Annotated in this window: 21 protein-coding genes; 2 read left to right on the forward strand and 19 right to left on the reverse strand. The window is 42.1% G+C overall.

The features are described from left to right. Positions 1–7: 7 nt before the first annotated feature. The 10 genes from PG766_RS06410 to PG766_RS06455 all read right to left on the reverse strand — a co-directional run bounded on the left by PG766_RS06410 (position 8) and on the right by PG766_RS06455 (position 11368). Positions 8–1009: a dipeptidase gene (locus PG766_RS06410; RefSeq protein ID WP_270590623.1), complete on the reverse strand. Its 1002-nt coding sequence runs from the start codon at positions 1007–1009 to the stop codon at positions 8–10. Then, a complete protein-coding gene (locus tag PG766_RS06415) occupies positions 984–1808 on the reverse strand; it encodes a class I SAM-dependent methyltransferase (RefSeq protein ID WP_008373267.1) in 825 nt (274 codons plus the stop codon). The genes PG766_RS06410 and PG766_RS06415 overlap by 26 nt, the downstream gene beginning before the upstream one ends. A 22-nt stretch (positions 1809–1830) precedes the next feature. Further along, positions 1831–3063, reverse strand: coding sequence for an MFS transporter (locus PG766_RS06420; RefSeq protein WP_118198700.1), 1233 nt, complete (start codon positions 3061–3063; stop codon positions 1831–1833). Then, positions 3017–3883 (reverse strand): zinc dependent phospholipase C family protein, encoded by an 867-nt coding sequence (locus PG766_RS06425; RefSeq protein WP_118198701.1) that lies wholly within the window; start codon positions 3881–3883, stop codon positions 3017–3019. Before PG766_RS06425 ends, PG766_RS06420 begins: the two co-directional genes overlap by 47 nt. Positions 3884–4209: 326 nt before the next feature. Then, positions 4210–5766: an ABC-F family ATP-binding cassette domain-containing protein gene (locus tag PG766_RS06430; RefSeq protein WP_117557064.1), complete on the reverse strand. Its 1557-nt coding sequence runs from the start codon at positions 5764–5766 to the stop codon at positions 4210–4212. Between the two features lie 117 nt (positions 5767–5883). Then, positions 5884–8382, reverse strand: a complete 2499-nt coding sequence (locus PG766_RS06435) for an ABC transporter permease (RefSeq protein WP_118198702.1) — start codon at positions 8380–8382, stop codon at positions 5884–5886. After that, positions 8375–9076: an ABC transporter ATP-binding protein gene (locus PG766_RS06440; protein WP_118198703.1), complete on the reverse strand. Its 702-nt coding sequence runs from the start codon at positions 9074–9076 to the stop codon at positions 8375–8377. The genes PG766_RS06435 and PG766_RS06440 overlap by 8 nt, the downstream gene beginning before the upstream one ends. A gap of 106 nt (positions 9077–9182) precedes the next feature. Next, entirely contained in the window at positions 9183–10112 is a 930-nt protein-coding gene (locus PG766_RS06445) for a sensor histidine kinase (RefSeq protein WP_118198704.1), read from the reverse strand. Beyond that, positions 10100–10768 (reverse strand): response regulator transcription factor, encoded by a 669-nt coding sequence (locus PG766_RS06450; RefSeq protein ID WP_117557072.1) that lies wholly within the window; start codon positions 10766–10768, stop codon positions 10100–10102. Before PG766_RS06450 ends, PG766_RS06445 begins: the two co-directional genes overlap by 13 nt. A gap of 336 nt (positions 10769–11104) precedes the next feature. After that, positions 11105–11368, reverse strand: coding sequence for a hypothetical protein (locus PG766_RS06455; RefSeq protein ID WP_117557074.1), 264 nt, complete (start codon positions 11366–11368; stop codon positions 11105–11107). 1 nt (position 11369) lies between these two features. On the opposite strand from PG766_RS06455, the gene PG766_RS17085 reads away from it, so the two are divergent. Next, entirely contained in the window at positions 11370–11516 is a 147-nt protein-coding gene (locus PG766_RS17085; protein ID WP_271813960.1) for a hypothetical protein, read from the forward strand. Between the two features lie 96 nt (positions 11517–11612). Here PG766_RS17085 and rpsI read toward each other — a convergent pair whose 3' ends face one another. The 5 genes from rpsI to PG766_RS06480 all read right to left on the reverse strand — a co-directional run bounded on the left by rpsI (position 11613) and on the right by PG766_RS06480 (position 17406). Further along, positions 11613–12005 (reverse strand): 30S ribosomal protein S9, encoded by a 393-nt coding sequence (gene rpsI / locus PG766_RS06460; protein ID WP_008373223.1) that lies wholly within the window; start codon positions 12003–12005, stop codon positions 11613–11615. 27 nt (positions 12006–12032) lie between these two features. Beyond that, positions 12033–12461, reverse strand: coding sequence for a 50S ribosomal protein L13 (rplM, locus tag PG766_RS06465; protein ID WP_022220779.1), 429 nt, complete (start codon positions 12459–12461; stop codon positions 12033–12035). A gap of 185 nt (positions 12462–12646) precedes the next feature. After that, complete coding sequence (locus PG766_RS06470; RefSeq protein ID WP_118198707.1) at positions 12647–15190, reverse strand: HD domain-containing phosphohydrolase; 2544 nt, start codon at positions 15188–15190, stop codon at positions 12647–12649. 9 nt (positions 15191–15199) lie between these two features. Then, on the reverse strand, positions 15200–16816 hold the full coding sequence (locus PG766_RS06475; RefSeq protein WP_118198708.1) for a GH3 family domain-containing protein: 1617 nt from the start codon (positions 16814–16816) through the stop codon (positions 15200–15202). Positions 16817–16833: 17 nt separating this feature from the next. Continuing rightward, on the reverse strand, positions 16834–17406 hold the full coding sequence (locus tag PG766_RS06480) for a hypothetical protein (protein ID WP_118198709.1): 573 nt from the start codon (positions 17404–17406) through the stop codon (positions 16834–16836). A gap of 251 nt (positions 17407–17657) precedes the next feature. Between PG766_RS06480 and PG766_RS06485 the strand changes: the two genes are divergently transcribed. Beyond that, complete coding sequence (locus PG766_RS06485) at positions 17658–18962, forward strand: alpha-amylase family glycosyl hydrolase (protein ID WP_270590626.1); 1305 nt, start codon at positions 17658–17660, stop codon at positions 18960–18962. 67 nt (positions 18963–19029) lie between these two features. Here PG766_RS06485 and PG766_RS06490 read toward each other — a convergent pair whose 3' ends face one another. From PG766_RS06490 to PG766_RS06505, 4 genes are all read right to left on the reverse strand, one after another. After that, entirely contained in the window at positions 19030–19632 is a 603-nt protein-coding gene (locus PG766_RS06490) for a Maf family protein (protein ID WP_117557080.1), read from the reverse strand. A 3-nt stretch (positions 19633–19635) separates the two neighbouring features. Then, positions 19636–20145, reverse strand: coding sequence for a flavin reductase family protein (locus PG766_RS06495; RefSeq protein ID WP_055156082.1), 510 nt, complete (start codon positions 20143–20145; stop codon positions 19636–19638). A gap of 12 nt (positions 20146–20157) precedes the next feature. Continuing rightward, positions 20158–21381, reverse strand: a complete 1224-nt coding sequence (tyrS, locus tag PG766_RS06500) for a tyrosine--tRNA ligase (RefSeq protein ID WP_117557082.1) — start codon at positions 21379–21381, stop codon at positions 20158–20160. A 775-nt stretch (positions 21382–22156) separates the two neighbouring features. Then, entirely contained in the window at positions 22157–23560 is a 1404-nt protein-coding gene (locus tag PG766_RS06505) for an alanine/glycine:cation symporter family protein (protein WP_118198711.1), read from the reverse strand. Between the last annotated feature and the right edge of the window lie 189 nt (positions 23561–23749).

The following is a 23749-nucleotide window of genomic DNA, read 5'->3' on the forward strand; positions in this document are numbered from 1 at the left end:
GCCGGAATTACCCAAGCAGTTCTCTATATATCCGCATTACATTCTTATAGAAGATCTTCTCAATCTCGCTCTCTGCAAATCCATTCTTTTTAAATACATCTTCCAGCTTTTCCATATCTGCCGGGGATACAATCTCCAGTTCTCCATTCATACCATCAAAGTCTGAACCAAGTCCTAAAGCCTCTATTCCCGCCATATCACGGATATATTTTGCATGTGCCACAATATCCTCCGCTCTGCTCACAACCGTCTCTCCATCTTTCCAGTCGCGCAGGAAATATGCATAATAATTCAGCCCGATCACACCGCCTCTTTCCCCGATCGCTTTCAGAAGTTCATCATTCAGGTTTCTCGGATGACTGCACAAATGTCGCGCGTTGGAATGGCTCGCTACAAAAGGCTTCTTTGTGAACTTTAATACATCCCGGATTCCTGCATCGTTTAAATGTGCCACATCGATGATCATTCCCAGTTTCTCCATCTCTTCCAGAAACTCGATCCCACGCGTTGTAAGCCCATATCCGGCTTCTGAAAAGGCTTTTCCGGCAAATTCTCCGCCAGTCGCTTTTGCCGGATATCCAAGCTGATTCGGATAGTTCCAGGTCAGAGTCATCATCCTTGCCCCCATCCGGTAAAAGTCTCTTAAAAGGGCAGGATCGCCCTCACAGATTTCTCCTTCTTCCAATGTCAGCAACGCTGACATCTTTCCATTTTTCCGGTTTTCTTCAATCTCTTCATACTTCGTGACCGGTCGGATCCAGTCTTTATTTTTCTCCATTTCCTGATAAAATACATCCGCCATTTTCATTGCATAACGGAATGGACTTCCTGCAAGTATCGGATCCTCCAGATCCAGAAAAAGGGCAAAATTCTGAATCAGATAATCCCCCTTTTTCATCCGTTCAAGATCCACATTTAAATTATTTTTACGAAGTGAAATCTCTTTTCCCTGTTCCTTTCCTCTCAGAATCGCTAAAATCGTATCACAATGCATATCTGCTACTTTCATTTTCTATTCCTCCATCTTTTTTCTTTCTTATAATATCTACCGTATGTGATCCCGCACCAACCAGTTCCGGGCGTTCACACGTAGTCAGATGATAGTCAATAAACGTCTGGAAGGTCTTTTCATCCATCGTATTTAACACCTGACGCATATAATCGGATGGTCCATCCGCCGAAATAATCTGGATCCGTTCCATTCCTGCTGCTTCATTGTAGCTGTCAATATCCTCCAGGCGCACATAATCATACAAATCTTCCGGTGAAGGACATACCCGGTAATTCGCATCCAGCTTGCCATTTTCCAGGCACTCCTGAATATGGTTCTCCCGGAATCCATACACCAGAACACTGTACTCATTCATTGTATAAGCCACCAGTATCGTGCCCTCATCCTTCAGAACACGCTTCGCCTCCATCAGCGCCTTCACCTTATCTTCCTTTGTATAAAGATGATACATCGGCCCAAACAGGATGATCAGGTCAAATTCCTTATCTGGAAAACGTGACAGCTTCAGTGCATTTCCCTGATATGCTTTCACAGAGCTGTTCTTCTTTTTCAGAATTCCCAGATTGTATTTTACCAACTCTACCGCCGTCACATCGTACCCTTCTTCGGCAAGCGCAACACTGTAGCGCCCGGTTCCGGCTCCTACATCCAGAATCTTTACCTGTCCATGCTCCCGCTTAGGAAGATATTTGTGAATGTACTTCATTGAAGTGATAAATTCTACCTGTCCGTGGCGGCTCTTAAGCCGTTTCTCTTCGTTGAATTTGTTATAATATTTTTCAAGCTCTGTCATCATAAATCTATTGTATCCTTTATTTTTATTCTAGCGCTGCCGCTCTCCGGAATAAAATAATTCCGATCACGAACAAGACAGCGATCATCCCCACACCAATATTGATATTGCCGGTAAGCTGCGAGATCAGGCTCACGATCGTTGTTCCCATAAAGGACGCGCCTTTTCCGCAAATATCCATTAAGCCGAAAAATTCACCTGACTGGTTCGCCGGTATAATCTTCGTAAAGTAAGATCTTGAAAGCGCCTGCACACCTCCCTGGAACATACCTACCCAGACTGCAAGAACCCAGAACTGCCACTGGTAATGCAGAAAAATCGCAAAAATTGCCACTCCAAGGTATGCCACGATGCATACTGTGATCAGCTTTTCTGCAGAATATTTCTTCGCAAGTCTTCCGAAAATAATCGCAAATGGGAAAGCTACGATCTGCGTAAGCAACAATGCAAGAAGAAGTCCTGTACTGCTAAGTCCAAGTGCTGATCCATATGCAGTTGCCATATCAATAATCGTATAAACCCCGTCAATATAAAAGAAAAACGCCAGAAGGAACAGAAAAACCTTCTTCTCCTTCTTTACATTTTTCAGTGTAATGCCGATTCTTTTGAAGCTTTCTGAAAAAGCATGCTGCTTCTTTTCTACATAATACTTCTGGTGATAAGTTTTCAGAAGTGGTAATGTCATAATTACCCACCATACCGTGATGATCACAAAGGAAACCATCATTGCTGTTTCCATTGTAATCCCAATCTTCCCTGCATTTAACACAACCAGAAGACAGATTACAAACGGTACACAGCTTCCGATATATCCCCACGCATACCCCTGGGAAGAGACTTCATCCATCCGGTCTTCCGATGTCACATCGACAAGCATGGAATCATAAAATACCAGTGTTACGGAATATCCGACCTTTGCAATGACAAAAACTACCAGAAAGGCCAGCCAGTACTTCGCAAATCCCAGAGCAACTGAAGCAATTGTCCCGATTCCAAGTGCAATTGTAAAAACTGGTTTTTTATAGCCTTTTGTATCTGCAACGGTTCCAAATACTGGTCCTGCAAGTGCCGTAAGCAAGGTTGCAACGGATACTGCATATCCCCAGTATGCCAGATACTGTACATCCGAAAGTCCCTGCTTTCCTGCGATATAGTTGAAATAAATCGGTAAAATGGTTGCTGCCAGAAGTGTAAATGCAGAATTTCCGACATCATAAAGTATCCAGTTTTTCTCCTGTTTTGTCAGTTTTGTTTTCATTCAACGTATCCTCCTTGCCCGGAAGCTGAGAACCAAATGTGTAGGCATATACAGAATCTAATGTAGCGCTTCCTTCCAAAAACGGTTTGTATTCACAGATCAGTTTGTCTGCCAGAGGAACTGCTTTTTCATAAAGATGAAGCAGTCTTCTTATCTGTTCCCTGCAGGATCCATTCTCATGATACTTGATAATAAACCCATGAAAATCATAATAAAGTCCTGCCACTTTAAGTGCTGCATAAAGTGCCATCCGCTTTATTTTAGATGGACAGACAAGAATCCTGTCATAAAATACCATTCCATTCAGTGCTTTTTTGACTTCCTTTGCTGTAATTCCGCGATAAAAATCTTTTATAATTACCGCATTTTTCATAGAAGGAACAATATGTCCGGTCAGCCTCCTGCTCACTGGATTTTCTCCATTCATAATCATCAGCTTACGGTCCAGCTCGCCCTCCACTGCAATATGTGCAAGACCAGTCTCTTTTACTGTCTGTTCCACGTAACCATGGCAGGTCACATCCAGCGCAAAATGGCAGAGCACTCCATATACATAAGCCAGATGCTTCTCATACTGGTCGTGTGTATGTAAAACCTTTGCTGCATGAACGAAGAACTTTGCTCCGCTCTCGCTATGCATACGGCTTCCCAACTGATTGACCTTGTTCTTGCAGAGTGGTCTGTAATAAAAAAGAATATCCGGTCCATGAAGTCCAATATTAAAAAGCTCCGGGTATTTATCAATAACTTTTCTCTCATATCCGCTTAATCTGCCCCTGATCTGCTGTCCGAAAATGTAATGTGCATAGGTTGACGGCATATTATCCCATCCTTTCTTTTCTGAAACACGTTTTATTATAGACGTTGCGCTTTGCAGGCTCTATCTTACTTCTGTAAAGCTTATATAACGGCTTTGTAAAAAAGAATGTGCCTTGGCACATTCTCGCGCCAAGCGCAGTCGCTTGCGACATTCTTCATCTTCGTGCGAGTGCGCATCTCCGGCACGTAGTGCCTTTTATTTCATAGGAAGTTCCTTCGGAATTTCCTATAAAATAAAAAGTAATAACTAAAATGATACGCTCTAAATAAATAGTAACACAAAAAGGCCTTTCAGGATAGTCCCGAAAGGTCTTCTGCACAACACTTTTAAAATACTTTCATTGTCCACTTGCTCATATCCCACACTTCATTTACCACATCCTGATAAAATTCCGGCTCATGGCAAATCAGAAGAATACTTCCTTTGTATTCCTGAAGCGCTTTTTTCAGAGATTCCTTTGCATCCACGTCAAGATGATTGGTCGGCTCATCCAGGATCAGCAGATTCGTGTCCCTGTTGACCAGCTTACAAAGTCTTACCTTTGCCTGTTCACCACCACTCAGTACCCTTACCTGGCTCTCAATATGCTTGGTAGTGAGTCCGCATTTTGCAAGGGCGGAACGCACTTCATACTGGGTAAATGACGGGAATTCCTGCCACAGTTCTTCAATACAGGTTGTCTTGTTCTCTCCTTTAACTTCCTGTTCAAAATAGCCGATCTGAAGATTTTCCCCAAGCTCACACTCGCCGGAAATTGCCGGGATCAGACCAAGTACACTCTTCAAAAATGTAGTCTTTCCAATACCATTGGTTCCGACAATCGCAATCTTGTGTCCTCTTTCCATCTGGAAATTCAGCGGCTTGGAAAGTGGTTCATCATAACCGATTACAAGATCCTTTGTTTCAAATAACATTTTTCCCGGAGTCCGTCCGTAACGGAACTTAAATTCCGGTTTCGGCTTTTCCGCTGCCAGCTCAATTACATCCATTTTATCCAGCTTCTTCTGTCTGGACATCGCCATATTTCTTGTAGAAACACGGGCTTTATTTCTCGCCACAAAGTCCTTCAGTTCACTGATCTCCTGCTGCTGTCTGCGGTATGCTGCCTCAAGCTGTGCTTTCTTAACTGCATAGACCTCCTGGAAATGTTCATAGTCTCCCACGTAGCGGTTCAGTTCCTGATTCTCCATATGATAGATGATATTTACCACTTCATTCAGGAACGGAATATCATGGGAAATCAGAATGAATGCATTCTCATAATCCTGCAGATACCGCTTCAGCCACGTAATATGTTCTTCATCCAGATAGTTTGTCGGTTCGTCCAGAAGCAGGATATCCGGCTTCTCAAGCAGAAGCTTTGCCAGAAGAACCTTTGTTCTCTGACCTCCGCTTAGATCTGTAACATCACGGTCAAGTCCCAGATCCAGAAGTCCCAGTGCTCTTGCGACCTCTTCTACCTTTGCATCGATCGTGTAAAAATCATGCAGTGTCAACTCGTCCTGGATCGTTCCAAGCTCTTCCATCAGAAGATTCATCTCATCCTCATCTACTTCGCCAAGCTTCTCACAGATCTCGTTCATCCGCTGCTCCTTCTGTAAAAGCGGATCAAATGCACTTTTCAGCACGTCCTGGATCGTCATTCCACTCTGAAGGACTGCATGCTGGTCCAGATAACCTGCGCGCACATTCTTTGCCCATTCTACCTTTCCCTCATCTGGCGTAAGTTTCCCGGTAACAATACTCATAAAGGTGGATTTCCCCTCTCCGTTTGCTCCTACAAGACCGATGTGCTCCCCTTTTAAAAGGCGGAACGATACATCATCAAAAATAGCACGGTCACCAAAACCGTGTGTCAGATGTTCTACATTTAATATACTCATATTTTATTATTCTCCCTGATTCATTTCTTTACACATTGTCTTTTATTATATGTGGAAATCGGGGTTCTTTCAATATAAACAGGCAAAAAACCACAGCTCTATATCTAAAATCCAAAATCACTCAACTCCTTTAATCCTCTCGACAACAGTTCCATTCTTTTCCAAAATAATCCAAGCAAGGACTGGAACCATAGTACAAACTAGCAAACTGATTCCCACTGCAAATAAAAGTGGAAGTAATGGCACTGAAAACGCAATCCCACGATAATTCATTGATTCATAAAGAAGATACGTAGCTCCCATTCCTACTGTTAGCGTAACAAGCCATGCGCCGCCTGCATAGAGAACTCCTTCCCTGACCAGCATTCCAAGAATCTGCTTCGGAGTCATCCCGATACTCTCCATAATCGAAAGCTCCATCATCCGGCTCTGCACATTTACTACAAAGGTGTTCATGTAGTTCATGATTCCGATAAAAGCCAGAATCAGCACAATCCCGATTCCCAGTTGCGGCATATTACCTTGTGCTTTTTCAATCTCATCTGCATCTTCGATTTTGGATTCCCAGGAAAAGTCTTTTGCATTGTCATTTTCTTCTAATAACGCCATGATTTCTTGTTCTGTATCTCTATCATATTCTTTGTGATATTTTATGCTGGTCTTTAATATAATTGGATTATTGGCAAATGTTTTCACTACCTGATCACTGGCTATAATCGTCGGTGGGTATCCAAGGAGTGCCGTATAATAATTCTCGTCCGTAACTCCTTCTATGATAAAAGTTTTTGTCGTTTGTTGATCTTCATACAAAGCACATGTCACATTTTTTCCTATTACGTCAGCATCTGCGAAATCCAAACCATTTCGATAAACAATACATGCTTTTCCCGAAAGGAAGTCCTCTTTATTTATCGGATGCTCAAGACTGTTATTTAAATAATCAAATTCCTGTTCATCAATTCCGATCAAAGAGGATCCAAAATTCTCAGGATGATTCTGATACTCGTCCTTGTCCTTACTATATGGAGTACTCATCCACTTTGCATAAAATTCTTTCATCCACATCTCAGCAAAATCCGGTTCCCATGGAACTGTAATCTCGGCAAATATCATAGAATGTACTTCAGAGACTCCGGCATTTTCTTTGATTGACTTCACGAAAGCTTCATCCAGAATATCTCTTCTGTCTTCTGATTTTTCTTTGCATGCCGTATCATTTTTAATAACCATATCCGTATCCATATAATTTGACACTATGGTTCTTGCTGCCTGACTGTCCAGCATGGTCACAATACAAAGGTACACAGACAGACTGGCTGCCAAGGACAACAGTACCACCGCAGTTCTTTTCTTATCCTTTGTAAACTGCTCCATAGAAAGTCTTGCTATTACTTTCCCCTTTCCTGCTCTTCTTACTTTTACGGTTTTGTGGGTCGGACAATAACCAAGCGCTTCTATTGGAGAGATATCTGCTGCCATTTTTGCTGGTTTTCGGCTGGCCAGAAAAATAGTAACTCCAACCAGTAAGATGGTTGCCAGCAGAACTACCGGATGAAAACGAACCATATCTGCTCCTACATAACCACTTTTGATTCCAAGTGATTTTACTACAACAGGAATCAGGAAAAAGGATACCATCCCACCTGACAGACATCCAAGTACTGTCCCTGCAGATCCGATCAGAAGCATCTGTTTTTTCATCATCCTTTTTATCTGCTTTTCCGTCATTCCGACCGTCTGAAGCAAACCATAATAACGAACTTTTCCAGCTACGGAAAGATACATAATATTATAAATAAGCAGATATGCACACAAACAGGTAACTGCAATCAAGCCAATAAGACCTACCAATATCTGAACCGATGCGCCAAGATCTTCCATAAAGAAAAGATTCTGCTGCTTTCCAAGGTTCATACTTTCGATAAAAGCATTCTGCTCTGTTTTTGTCATTATTTTTTGCTTAAAATCCATAAGGTAACGACCTGAAGCTGCCTGCGAAAGCTTCCACCCCGATTGATCATAGAATTCTTTCGAAACATAAAACTGCTTCTTGGGTCCATATCCGTCCCAGATCCCACAGATTCGAAAAGTCCCTGTAAAGATCCCCTCATTTGTTCCATAAGATATAGCAAGGGTATCGCCTACATCAAGATCTTCGTAACCACATTCTTTTAAAGCGGATTGTGTTACCATTATCTCATCCAAAGCTGTCGGATATCTTCCTTCCAGCTTTTCTCTGACCGGCTCCATCATCTGTGTCCAATATCCATCATCTGCCCAGATCAGTCCCACATTCGGGGTGGAATCCTGATCTGTTTTTTCTACCCATCCACAGACTCCCACTGTACCTGTCAGAACGATATCCGGGTTGTTCTCACACATTTGCCTCTGTTCATCCGTCACTCCATACATGATTGCATCAAATTCTGCTCCTGACATACGGATGTTCTGAATTTTCTGAAGCCTAAAATAAGAATCTCCAACTGTGAATATTGTAAATACCAAAAAGGAAGAAAGAAGAACCGCAAGGAGCAAAGTAATGGTCTTTCTCCTGTTTACTTTTAAAGCGTTCCATGCCATCCTTTTGATCACTTTCTGATTCGGATTCTTAAGCATAGGAATCACTTCCCTTCCCGGTATCTCCTACAATCTTTCCGTCCTCAATATGTACGATACGATCTGCAAGCTGTGCAATGTCTCTGTCATGCGTGATAAGAATCAAGGTCTGGCTGAACTGTTTTGCTGCCATTTTCAAAAGTCCAAGTACATCATGGCTGGTAACCGAATCCAGATTTCCCGTCGGTTCATCAGCCAAAATAATGGCAGGCTTCGACGCAAGCGCCCTGGCAATCGCAGCCCTCTGCTGCTGTCCACCAGATAATGTCCCAGGAAGAGCTTCCCTCTTCTCTGACAGCCCTAAAAGTTCGAGTATCCCATCCACATACTCCACATCAACCTTTCTTCCATCCAGTTCCACCGGAAGAATGACATTCTCATATACATTAAGATCCGGGACAAGATTATAATTCTGAAAAATAAACCCGATCTTTCTTCTGCGGAATATGGCAAGCTGTTCTTTTTTCAATCCCAGAAGGCACTTCCCCTCTACCAACACTTCCCCTTCTGTTGGCACATCCAGTCCACCCAGCATATGCAAAAGTGTACTTTTCCCGGATCCGCTTTTTCCGATAATGGCAACAAATTCCTGATCTTTCACACGAAAAGCTACGCCATCCAATGCCTTTACCGTATTTTCACCCATTTGATAGTATTTTTTTAAGCTTCTTGTCTCTACAATGTATTCTTTCATTGGTTTGCCTCCTTCTTTTGATATTCTATAGAATATCTCCTAAAAATCACAAACCTGTCTCAATTTTCAATTATCACAAGATTGTGACAATCCCCGATCGGTTATGTTACGATTCATTCACCGGTAAATACAAGCGAAAACACGCTCCTTTTCCCACTTCAGACTGTACTTCTATGTAGCCCTTCTGAAGTTCCATGATTGTTCTTGCAAGATATAATCCGATCCCAACCCCTGGTTTATCATGCACCTCCGGCTCACGGTAAAATCTTGTAAAGATCTCTGCCTGCCTCTCCGGGGCAATCCCTTTTCCAGTATCAGAAATGCTGATCTTTAAAAATAATTCCTGTCTTTCTGTCTGAATATGGATCTTTCCATCTGGTTCGGTATACTTGAGTGCATTATCCAGAATATTATAAATTGCTTCCTCCGTCCATTTGCTGTCATGACGAATCATCATATTTTCTTCGCAGTTCACATATAGATCAATCCCCTTTGACGCCGCCTCCGGAACCACACCGGCAACTGCGTGGCGGATTGTTTCGTATAGATTTTTGTCTTCCTTATGTATTTGCAGAATTCCCGTTTCAAGCCTTGACATTTTTACCATGCTCTGCATTAAAAAATCAATTTTTTCCATCTGCCCTTTGATTTTTCCCAAAAACTCCTGACCGCTTTGCGAAAACTCCTCGTCCTCAAGAAGTTCCAGGTATAGTTTAATATTGGCAATGGGCGTCCTTGTCTGATGGGATATATCAGAAATCAATCCCTTTACTCTTTCTTTCTCACGAAAACCGTCTTCTTCTTTTTTCCGAAATACATGCTCGGCTTTCTCTAATTGTGTTCCTGTTCTTCCCCAGAGGCTATCCTCCAATTCCTCTTCCATATTCCATTCTTTTCCTGTTACGATAGCATCCAGAGCATCTTCCACCTTTTCAGCAAACAACTTCGCTTCTTTTTTTATCCGGTAGTTTTTCCATAACAATACCAGTACTGCTGCAAATAAAATTATCATCATGATACACATCAGCCAATCCATTGATATCCCATCCCATATACATTTGAAATATACCTGTGATTCTTATCTTCAATCTTTCCTCTCAGACGATTCACATTTACTGCCAGTGTGTGCTTGTCCACAAACTGTCCTCCACTATCCCACAACCGCTCCAATAACAGATCATAAGTCAGAAGCTGTCCTCGGTTCATAAGAAATTGACGAAGCAGACGGCACTCTGTCGGTGTGACGGGGCATTCCTGACCTTTTACCGTTACTCGTGCATGATCCAAATCTATATATAAATACTCATCTGCAAAAATCAGACGATTGACCGAAGCAGTTCTTTTTAAAATGACTTCTATTTTTCTAAGTAAAATCTTCATTGAAAATGGTTTAGTAACGTAATCTTCTGCCCCGGATTCATATCCTGCCAGAGCATCCTCCTCCATATCCCTGGCTGTCAGGTAAATGACCGGAACTTCTCTTTGCTTTTTTACCCACTGGCAAAAAGAGAAGCCCTCGCCATCTGGAAGATTCACATCCAAAAGGACCATATCTATCTGATTCTCAAAAAAAATCTGCTTCCCTTTTTCCATAAAAGTCACACCATAAACTCCATATCCTGACTTTTTCAAAGAATAACAGATCGCCTGATTCAAATCAAAATCATCTTCTACAACTAATATATACTGCATATCCTAATTCCTCCGATACAGATTCTCACAAAGAAATCTCTGCATAGCAATGATACCTTTCAATATTGTACCACAGACTTTTCCTGTGTATGAAAAAAAAGAAAGAATCTCAATTTTGTGATTATTCAGTGCACAAAAAAAGAAAATATTTTATAAGTCTTTTCATATATCGTTTGTTTTTTTGTTTACCTTATTAATTTCCTCTCTGAAATTCTTTTTTGCCATGAAAGTTTTCTGTCTTTCTTCTGCCACCTGATTCAAAGCATCATCTCTTTCTCTTCTCATCTTTTTCGTATGCAGTTACGTTCGACATATTTGTTTTCCTTTTTGTCTCAATCACTTATAAAAAGTTGCTCTACAAATCAGCAAATAGCCCAGATATTCCTGAATGGTTGGGATATCCTCTTCCTCAACCAGATCCTTTAAATACTTCAACCACATTTCGGGTTTAGGAGCTTCCGGATTATAATTGACATTTAACCGGTTTCTACAGAACTGTTTTTCTTCTTCAAACTTCCCATTCAAATAATAGACTCCATTTACAACATGAATTGGAATTAAGTGGTCGCCACACTGTACGCGCCACACTACAATTTCCATGATGAAAGAACACAGCATTGATGAAACTACCATCAAGAAGATTGTTGGACATTCTGGAGCTATGACGCTTACAGAACGTGTCTACACTCATCTTGATGTCCAGGTTCTGATCGATGCCATAAACAAAATTGTGGGAGACATTCCATAAAGATTCGAGGGTAAAGAAAAACCCCAGAAACACATGGTTTCTGAGGTTTTGTATGCATTTTCTCGTTCCAAACGATTATCGCTTTGTGAACAGAAATTAACGTTTTGAGAACTGTGGTGCTCTACGAGCTGCTTTGAGACCGTATTTCTTACGTTCTTTCATACGTGGGTCACGTGTAAGGTATCCGGCTTTCTTAAGTACCGGTCTGTAATCAGAATCTGCTTCAAGAAGTGCTCTTGCGATTCCGTGACGGATTGCTCCTGCCTGTCCTGTGTATCCACCACCACGTACGTTAACGAGAACGTCAAATTTATCAACTGTTTCAGTTGCAACTAATGGCTGACGAACTACAACTTTAAGAGTTTCAAGTCCTAAATATTCGTCGATATCTCTTTTATTGATTGTGATCTTACCTGTACCTGGTACAAGGTATACTCTTGCGATAGATTTTTTTCTTCTTCCTGTTCCGTAGAATTTAGCTGTTGCCACTTTTATTTCCTCCTTTCAAACCTCTGACTAAAATGTTAAAACTTCTGGTTTCTGTGCCTGATGAGCATGTTCTGCTCCAGCATATACGTGAAGCTTCTTGATCATTGTTCTTCCCAAAGGTCCTTTTGGAAGCATACCTTTAACAGCAAGTTCGATAACCTGTTCCGGTTTCTTTGCCATCATTTCTCTTAATGTAGTTTCTTTCATTCCTCCTACATAATCTGAGTGATGATAGTATACTTTCTGATCTAATTTCTTTCCTGTAACTTTGATCTTTTCAGCGTTGATAACAATTACGTTGTCACCTGTATCAATGTGCGGTGTAAATTCCGGTTTATTTTTTCCTCTTAAAACTTTAGCGACTTCTGCTGCAAGACGTCCAAGTGTCTGTCCTTCAGCGTCAACTACATACCATTTTCTTTCAATCTTATCTGGATTAGCCATGTAAGTTTTCATTGGTTGACCTCCTATGAATTTCAGTTTACTAATTATTTTCATTGTAGATTCTATAGAAAACAAGTTCACTCCGGGGCTTTGGTGCAAACTGTTTCTTCTCACGTCATACTTGTATATTATATTATACCAACAGGCTTTTGTCAACTGTTTCTTGCTGATTTTCATCACTTTTTTGTGGGAATTTTCTACAGTATTTCTTTCAGATTGTCCACAGTTTCTTCTGCCTTCACCAGTGTAATACTGCCATTATCCAGGCATTCAACAAACTTATATACCAGGTCAGGATCAAACTGTCTGCCTGCATCCTGAAGAAGCTTCTCCCGTGCCACTTCAATAGGAAATGCTTTTTTATAACATCGTTTGGATGTCATGGCATCAAAAGAATCTGCCACGCACAAAATCCGCGCAGTCAGTGGAATATCTTCTCCTGCGATCCGGCGTGGATATCCTTTTCCATCATACCGCTCATGATGACCGATGACTGCCGGAATTACATAATCCAGCGATGGAAGGTGACGGATAATATCGATCGATGCCTCTACATGCCCTTTGATGATCTCATATTCTTCACCTGTCAGTTTTCCCTCTTTATTGAGTATATACTCCGGAATACCGATTTTACCGACATCATGCAGAAGTGCTGCCTGCCGGATAATCTCTATCATATCTTCGTTCATTCCAAGGGTCGTCGCCAGTGACGTTGCATAATAAGCTACGTTGTTGGAATGGCTGAACGTATAGTGATCCTTCGCATCAATTGCCGCCGTCAGCGCATAAATCGTAGACTCATACTCCTGATAAATATGGGTGTGATTCCTTGTATTGTTCCCCTCACTGTTGTTCCGAAACATCATATCAAAGACCTGGATCCCATTTTTTCCATTATGTTTCACATGATAAACTGCCAGATCTACATTTTCCATCAGCTCTTTCACGTTCCTTGCCGCATAAGGAGCCGCACTGATACCGGCACTCACAGTTACCGCTTTCAGCTTCATATCCGTTCTGCGGTTATTCATAACATAAATCTGTTTTGCAATAGATTCCACCATATTTCTGGCGGAAAAAAGATCATATCCCGGTAAAAGAACCGCAAATTCCTTTCCTCCATAGCGGGCCGTGTATCCACTTTCTCCGACACTGCTTCTGATAATATCTGCAATCCGCTGCAGACACAGATCTCCTTCTTTCACCCCATACAACTGATTATACAATTTAAAATCATCTACATTGATGATCGCAAGTGCCAGCGATGCCTCCCTGTTTTTCTCAAGCTCTTCATTCAACACTTCATAGAAATATTTCCGGTTCAGTAATCCGGTCATCTCATCTGTTCTGGCTTCCTGGCGGGCTCTCTCGTACAATCTTGAATTCTTAATCGCAATCGATGCAACCGACGTAACAGATGAGATCAGCTGCACCTCATCATATACCAGCCGTTTTTTTGCCGAAGCATCTGTGATCAGAATCACACCAACCAGACATTCTCCATCTTTCAGCCCTGCACAGTAACGGATATGCTTCTTATCCAGCCGGTGTTTTTCACTCTCCCACATCGACTTATACTCCACGGTATAACGGAAATCCCGGTAAATGATCGGCTCTTCATGTTCTTTCAGCCACTGGATCATCGGGTTTTCTTCTTCCATCGTAAATGTCAGATCATTCAGTGGCTGATCACTTGCCACTCCCCGATATGGCTGTCCCGGTGCATCCTGCATACAAATATAGATATTTCCAACATCCATCAGTTCTTTCATGACACTGATCGTTTTGTCCAGAATTTCATTTAAATCCAGCGTCTTCGAAATTGCAGAGCTAAACTCCCTGATTTTTTCTGTCTGATAATTTTCTTCCCTGACAAACACACTGCGTACCAGAAGCTTCCACAAAAAAGTAAACAGCGCATAAATCACCAGAAATACAATTGCAAAAGCAAGGGCATAAAGCGTTGTATTCTTATTCATCTGTATATGGAAGATTTTCTGCAGATATGGAATTACATTCAAAAATACAATAACAGAAAACAAAAATCCCACACCGTAACACAGACTGGGCGATGCCAGCATCTGCAGCCGGAACAGACGTCTGCGGATCAGTGCATAAAACAGGAAAAATACATTTACAACACCACTTAAAATATCAATCGGAAATCCACTGAAAAATGGTATTCCAAGCAACATATTCCCTGCAAACAACACCAGAACCCCTGCCATGACCGGTTCATACTGTACTTTCATATTGGGATTTGCTTTGCAGATCCGCACAAGGATAAGGAAAAGATAAATCAAAAAAATCCCAGCCGGGAAAAAGAGTACTAATATAGTAGGTTTAATCTCATACACAAAAGTAGGAAGCCCATTCTTTTCCACCACATTCGGGCATCCCAGGAATACCCCATGCCGGATATTTACCACAAAACAGATCAGCATAACAGCCAGATATATTTTCCCTGGCAGACCTTTTTTCACCCCGCCAAATGCCAGAATAAAACAATAATATGCATACGGCAGTAGTAAAATTCCAAGCAGGGAAACCTGATACCAGAATTCATAACTTGGCCACAGATGAACACGCATAAATGCCGATCCTCCAGCCCAGAAAAGCAGTCCAACCAACACTACCAGAAAGCTATTTACAATTTTATTTCGCTTCGCTGTCAGAAACATCAGCAGCATAAATCCATAGCACACCATTGCTATGATTGAAATATATCCATAGGTTCCCATAATTCCCTCTTATCTCACTTTGTTCAAACATTCCTGCACTTCCAGCAACGCCTTCAAATCATAATAGGAAGGATTCATCTGATGCAGTTTTTTTCCAGTCTGTTTTTCATAAGTTTCAAATGTTCCGCACGTAAAAATTGTAACCTGCAAAGGATCCATTCCCAATATTTTCTTCAAGTCACGGTAATCCTGATCAATATATTTGAAATATGTACTCAGTAACTCTTTTAAAATATCGGCGCTCATGGCACTGTTCAGCAAGGATTCCCGTTCCAGTTCTACATACATATGCAGATATGGGCGCTTCTGTTCATTATATTCCTTTGCCGCAACCCAGTTTGTGATCGGAAGCTTTGACAGACGAATCACATTTCGGATCCCATTTTCTGAAATCCTTGTAAATCCTGCAATATCAATGATCCATGGTACCCGGTCCACATATTCAAAACGGGGGATCTGCGTTTCATCTTCCCTGTTTTGCAGTCCAACGCACCGGTACATATCACCACAGCGATATCTCGCGAATGCACCGCCTTTCAAAATTGTAAATACGAGCTCATATTTTTCTCCTGGCCGGACTTCATCCATCAGATATGTCGGTGGAATATAAGACGGATCCTCATGATTTTTCAACATATCCTTCTCTGTGATAAATTCATAAAATGCCGTATCCGGGAAGAAATACATTCCTTTTCTCGTCCAGGTCTCTGTCCCCATTATAGATGGTTCCGTACCGGCAAACAATTCCATCGGCCGGATTCCCCAGAGTTCTTCCAGATCATCTTTATAGCACTGATTATCCGTACCCGCTACCATGAACCCTTTTAAATGGAATAAATCCTTTGGAAGTAATTTCCGATTCTCCTTTTTGCAGCGGTACTTTGCCTGTATCAGGCGGAAAATCATATGTGGTCTGCATTTCAGAATACTTGATAGTTGGATACCACCGCCACCGGTCAGCGAAGAAAGGCTCAGGCTTACTGCATAAGCCACACTTCCAAGGCCAAAGAAAAATCCCAGATCTTTTTTCATCGCCATTTTAAATCCCAGCTTGTTTCGTTCGCTGAAACTCATATTCACAGCATCTTTTACTGCCGGAAGGAACTCGATATCGATTTCTTCCCCGAGTGCCAGTGGAAAAAGTCCGGTAGCATACGGAAGCGGTGCCAGCGCATACAGAAATTTGTCCGTAGATGCAACATCAAAAGATCCCTTTTTCCTGCTGGTCGATAAAATCAGACATGCTGTCACATTATTCCGGTAGGTATCCAGCATACTTCTTGTATACGGCGCAACCTTAATCGGATGTTTCCCGCCTTCCCAGGTTGTCTGAATCCAGATCACCGGATTCCCAGGAAGCATATCAGGCTGCTTGGTCAAAAGAATATCTGCATAATCTTCATACTCCGTCAGTGGTACCATTTTACGGAATTCATCCAGATTTCGGGGATGTTTTCCTTTCAAAATCGACTGTCCAAGTCCACAGTTACTCCACAGCTGGATCTGTTCTTCCATCAGCCGCCGCTGGATTTTCATGTAGCCGTCCATCGACAGATCCAGAAATCCACAGTATTGCTGCCATATTTCATTATACTGTTGTTTTTTTAATTTTTCTTTTAAATTCATAGACTGTCCGCTCCAGATCAATCATTTTTTCTGATAGTACGCAGGCACACCAGTATGCTTTTTCTGTTCGGTATCAGAAACGGCGTACTTTGCTGATATTCTTTATAGTTAAAAAATGTCCGTGGGAATGTCCACAGATCCTGAAAAATAATATACAGATAATTCCAGAAAATCATAAGTAAAAAATAAATCCCATGCTTCCATCCACCGACCATTCCCCACATGCACAGATACGCTCCCGCAAACCATAAAACACCAGGATGGCGGCACAATCCATACATACCTTCCGTATAAGCCGCACGCAGTTTATTTTCTTCACAATAGGTTTCTTCAAAGGGAAGCGCAAAAAACAACGTATAAATGAGCAGACAAAAGAAAAGGAGTCCTCCTAATCCAAATCCGGTCATTGTTCCGATCTTCCGATGGCAGCTCCCCCATGCTGCATAAAGCTCTGCAATCAGCGATACTACAACGAGAATACTCCCAACTGCAAAAAATTTTTGTAATACGGCATTCTTCATACGAACACTGTTAATATCATAAATAAAATACAGAATAAATCCTGTACTTCCTAGTATAAACTGCCACATTTTTCTCTCCATGATTTGTGCATTATTATGCACAAATACCTTTTCACGCACTTTAAATTATAATAAAAGCAACTATAAATTGCAACAAAAAAAAGCTTTCCTTTCTCCTTTTTTCAAAAACATTACCATATCATTACATTTTTACAAATTCCACTTTTGCTTTAAATAGTATACCATCTTTTGACTCTATCTGATACAATAGATATATGGGATTTTTATCCAAATTTTGACTAAAAGGCAGGTACTAGAATATGTGGGCTTATGAAGGAATTTTTTATCAGATCTATCCAATTGGATTCTGTGGCGCTCCGACCGCAAATGACGGCAAAACCGTATCCCGGATTTTAAAATTAAAGGACTGGAGCAGTTATCTGGAATCCTTAGGTATCTCTTCTATATTATTAAATCCAATTTTCGAATCAGACAATCATGGTTATGACACCAGGGATTATAAAAAAATCGACTGCCGTCTCGGAACCAATGAAGATTTCGAAGAAGTATGCAAAGATCTCCATGCACACAATGTAAAAATCGTTCTTGACGGTGTGTTTAATCACGTAGGACGTGGCTTCTGGGCATTTAAAGATGTACTGGAAAAGAAATGGGATTCTCCATACAAAGACTGGTTCTGCATCAATTTTGACGGTAATTCCTGCTACAATGACGGTTTCTGGTATGAAGGATGGGAAGGACATTTTGAACTGGTCAAACTGAATCTTGCCAATCCTGCTGTTGTAGATTATCTTCTGGAATGTGTAAAGGGTTGGATCGATGAATTTGACATCGACGGTCTCCGGCTTGATGTTGCATACTGCCTGGACCGCAATTTCATGAAACGTCTGCGTAGTTTCTGTCAGGAATTAAAACCTGACTTTGCACTGATCGGAGAGGTTCTCTTCGGGGATTACAATCAGATCGTCAATGACGAAATGTTGCACAGCTGCACCAACTATGAATGCTATAAAGGCATTTATTCCAGCTTCAACAGCATGAACATGTTTGAGATCGCGCACTCTCTGAACCGTCAGTACGGACCGGAACAGTGGTGCATTTACCGTGGAAAACATCTGATGTCTTTTGTTGACAACCACGATGTGACCCGAATTGCAAGTATCCTGACCAACAAGAACCACCTGCCGCTGACTTACGGTCTTCTTCTTGGTATGCCGGGTGTTCCTTGCATTTATTATGGAAGTGAATGGGGTGAGGAAGGAGTAAAAGCTCCGGACAATGACTATGCTCTCCGCCCATGCTTCGATGCGCCAAAACCGAATGCACTGACTGAACAGATCAAAAAAATGATCCATGTCAGAACCGGAAGCAATGCTCTTTGCCATGGAAGTTATCACAATGTTGTCCTTACTAATCATCAGCTCATCTTTGAGCGCAAAACAGATGATGAACGGATGCTGGTTGCAATTAACGCATCGGATACACCATTTACCGCACACAACGGCGAACTCGGGGGAACTATGACTGATCTGCTCACCGGAAATGAAATCCAGATGAACGGCCAGCTCGAAATGCCACCATACAGTGTGCAGTATCTGAAATAAAACTTTTTCTTCCTAAAAAACTGGGAGAGATGACTTTTCCAACAAGTCATCTCTCCCAGTTTCTTTTTTAATAAATATATTCCTTCATTTCCTGATAAACTCTCGCAAGAGGAAGACCCACGATCGTATTATAATCGCCTTCAATCCCACGGATATACATGCCAAATGCACCCTGGATCCCGTAGGCTCCTGCCTTGTCCATCGGCTCTCCTGTTGCAATATATTCCCGGATTTCTTCCTTGCACATCGGATATACATGCACATCACTGCATTCATGAAATGTCTTCCGGATCTTTTTCCCATCCTTCTTTATCAGAAGCGTAACACCGGTGTAAACCTGATGCGCTTTTCCCTGAAGCATGGAAATCATCTGATATGCCTCTTCTTTATCCTTTGGCTTTCCGAGAATCTTTCCATCTGCTGCAACCACCGTATCCGAACCGATCACCAGAAAATCCCCTGCATTTTTCTTTTCATACTGCTGGTAGACATCTTCTGCTTTCTGCGCAGAAAGTTCTTCCACAACCTGGCTTGGAACCTGGGATGTAATTACTTCCTCACAGTGTGACGGCATGACTACATGCTTTATATTTCCCTGTTCCAGCAGTTCTGTCCTGCGCGGTGATGCAGAGGCCAGAACTACAGTCAGCTTCTGTATTCTACTACACATAGCCTAATCCTCTTTCACAAGAATCTTCTTAATTTCTCCCATATACATGTTATGCATATCTTTGTCAGCATACCATTTGTCAAGATTTGCTTTCTCAACAAAATTTTCTTCTCCCATGCGCTGTACATAAACCTTCTTGCATACAAAGATCATTTTTGCTTCTTCAAACGCAACTGTTCCATCTACATAATATGGTGTCAGACCGGCTTCTTTGATCTTATCTTCGTCCCTTCCGGAAACTCTTCCACAGAGATTTAACGCTTCTCTATGCTCTTCTCCAAAGAATGCCAGTGTAAAATAATCTTCTCTGTCCACAAATTCTTTGGTATAACGGGAATCACGGATATAAGCTGTCGCAGTCGGCTTGCCCCACATAATTCCAACACCACCCCAGCTTGCTGTCATGGTGTTACATTTTTCTTCATTTCCTGCTGTGATCAGCATCCACTGTTTTCCGATCAGGTCAAATGGATTATCCTTTAATTCTTCTGCTTTTATTTCTGTAAAACTCATTTTTTTGTCCTCTTATTTTGCGATTACTTTACGGAAATTCTTCTTTCCTTTTCTTACAACTTTTCCTTCACCTTCAAAGTCTGCTTTTGCAAATGTTGTCGCAATATCGGAAACCTTTTCTCCGTCAACGGCAACTCCACCCTGCTGTACGGCACGGCGTGCTTCTGACTTGGAAGCAACCAGTCCACTCTTGTGAAGCAGTGTCAGGATATCGACAGACCCGTCTGCAAAATCTTCATCAGAAAGCTCTGCTGTCGGCATATCTGCTGCATTTCCTGAACTGAACAGTGCACGTGCGCCTTCCTGTGCCTTTGTAGCTTCTTCTTCGCCGTGAACCAGTTTTGTCAGTTCGAATGCAAGGATTTCTTTTGCTGTGTTAAGCTGTGCGCCTTCCCATTTGTCCATCTCATCAATCTGCTCAAGCGGAAGGAATGTCAGCATACGCAGGCATTTAAGAACATCTGCATCTGCCACATTTCTCCAGTACTGGTAAAATTCAAACGGAGAAGTCTTTTCCGGATCAAGCCATACAGCTCCAGACTGTGTCTTACCCATCTTCTTTCCTTCTGAATTCAGAAGCAGTGTGATTGTCATCGCACTTGCATCCTTACCAAGCTTACGACGGATCAGCTCTGTACCACCAAGCATGTTGCTCCACTGATCATCTCCGCCAAACTGAAGATTACAGCCGTATTTCTGGTATAACATATAGAAATCATAGCTCTGCATGATCATGTAATTGAACTCAAGGAAGCTCAGTCCCTTTTCCATACGCTGTTTGTAGCATTCTGCAGTCAGCATACGATTTACGGAGAAATGTGCTCCGACTTCACGAAGTACTTCCACATAATTCAGATCCATCAGCCAGTCCGCATTATTAACCATCAGTGCTTTTCCGTCTGAAAAATCAATAAAACGGCTCATCTGCTTCTTAAAGCAGTCACAGTTGTGCTGGATTGTCTCCGGTGTCATCATCTGACGCATATCTGTTCTACCGGACGGATCCCCGATCATAGCAGTACCGCCCCCGATCAGAGCGATTGGCTTATTTCCAGCCTCCTGCAGTCTCTTCATCAGACACAGCGCCATAAAATGTCCAACATGCAGACTGTCCGCCGTCGGATCAAACCCAATATAAAACGTAGCCTTCCCATTATTCACCAGATCCCTAATTAACGGCTCATCCGTAACCTGCGCAATCAATCCTCTGGCCTGCAGCTCTTCATAAATACCCATTTTCCTAATTTCCTTTCTCTTACCAATCTTTTTATCTTATTCACAGCCAATTTTCTCCGCCAGGAGAAGGAGGCGTCCCTGTCCGGAACTCTTCGAAGTTTTTCAAGGATGTCAGCCATCCGGAATCCATTTCTATTTGACTGCATGTGCAGGCGGATGCTCATACTTCTTAGGTTTTGGAAATTTGTGTTATGATTGAAAATCCATCTGTCTGAGCGCAGCGAGTTATGGATTTTCAATCATGCCCTTAACAAATTTTCAAAATCTTAGAAGTATCAGTCGCCGAACCCGCAGACAAATAGAAATAGATTCCGGATAGCGTCCCCCTTAAACCACCCTTCAAAAATTTCCAACAAAAAACCTCGTCCTCCGACCAATCAGCCTTTAAGGACGAGGTATATTCTCTCGTGGTACCACCTTAATTCACACCCGGCTCACACCGAATGCCTCAGTCAGTAACTAACATTACCGCAGCAGGTATAACGTCCGCCACTCCGTCACAACTTACTTACACTTACGCGTGTTCGGCGTGAAGCTCCGAGATGTATTCGCATCTGACTCTTCGTGCACCTCTCATCAACCGGTTACTTTCTGTCTGAGCCTTGTCATCTGCTACTTGTTCTCTTCATAGCCTGTAATTTTCTCTTCTTTTGTCATACTACCGTATCCGGCAGAATTTGTCAAGCCGGATTTCACACCAAATTTTCATAAGACAGATTTTGTAAAATCCAGTTCACATACTTCCATTATTATCCTGTTCAGCCTCCCAGATTTCCTAATTCCAGAAATCCGTCTTCTGCGCAAGCCCGATATCCGCACTTTTAAACACCGGATTTACTTCCCGCTTCAACTGATCTTCATAATCCCGGAGTGCCTTAAATGCCGTCCCGGACAGGATCAGGATCACCGGAATATTGATCAGAGCCATCACGCCCATCAGCACATCCGAAAGATCCCACAAAAGTGACATTTCCATTCCTGCACCTAAAAATACAACAAATGCCGATACCAGACGGAACCCTCGCATAAAGTTTCTGTCTGGTTCCTTTTTATGAATATAGGTCAGAAGGTTGTCGCAATAGAAGCAATTTCCAAGCAACGTTGTAAACGCAAAAAATACCATCGCCACCGTGATAAATACCGGTCCAAATGTTCCCAGTGACTCCTGAAGGGAAGCCTGAACCCATGGCGCGCCCTGCATTTCTTTTGTCGGATCAATGCCGGATGACATACACATCATCGCTGTTGCCGTGCACAGTAAAAGCGTGTCGATAAAGACAGACAACATCTGAACCAGTCCCTGTTTGACCGGATGGCTGACGTTTGCAGAAGCGGATGCATTCGGCGCCGAACCGATTCCGGCTTCGTTGGAATACAGTCCCCGGCGGATTCCCTGCATCATTGCGGAGCCTGCAAATGCTCCGAAAATTGCTTTGAAATCAAACGCTTCCTCAAAAATGCGGAGGAACATTTCCGGTACATTGCGGATATTGATGATAACCACAATCAGCGCAATTCCGATATATGCAAGTCCCATCACCGGCACAACCGTCGATGTCACCTTTACAATACGGCTACCGCCGCCAAGCAGACACCATCCAGTCAGAACTGCCAGAATCCCGCCAATGATCCATGGGCTTACCTTCGGATCATAAAAAGAAAATCCGGAAAATGTAGATTGCAGATTATAGGATGCTAGCATATTGAATCCAAATGCATAAGTCATGATCATGGCAATGCAGAACACGATTGCCAGTGGTCTGCAATGCAGCGCCGCCTCAATATAATAAGCCGGACCACCATAGCATTTCCCATCCTCTCCCTTTTTCTTATAAATCTGTGCCAGCGTACTTTCAATCAGTGCTGACGCACTTCCGATGATCGCAATCACCCACATCCAGAATACAGAACCAAATCCCCCAATACAGATTGCTGATGACACCCCGACAATATTTCCTGTTCCTACTCTCGATGCCGTTGAAACCATCAATGCCTGGAATGATGAGATTGCCTCTTTATCGTCCGGCTTCTCCATCACGGACTCACAGGCTCTCTTAAATAAACGCGCCTGTGGAAATCTTGTCCGGATTGTAAAATATAAACCTGCTCCGATCAGCATAATCACCAGAAGTTTGCTGTACATAAATGAGCTGACCGCCCCAATAATTGTCTGAAACATACCTTCTTTCCTTTCTCAATGTTTTCTACCATTTTCGCAATATCTTAACGGAAACTCTCAAAATTTGCAAGCTTTTTCTATTTATTTCCTGTCATTTCGTCCCCAATCACTTTGTAAAAATATTACTTTTTTCAATCAAAATGTCAAAACTGAAAAAAGCGGACAAGCAACACCTGTCCGCCAAATTTA

This window comes from Coprococcus sp. LG101-27, assembly GCF_027695515.1.
Lineage (GTDB): Bacteria > Bacillota > Clostridia > Lachnospirales > Lachnospiraceae > Allocoprococcus > Allocoprococcus comes.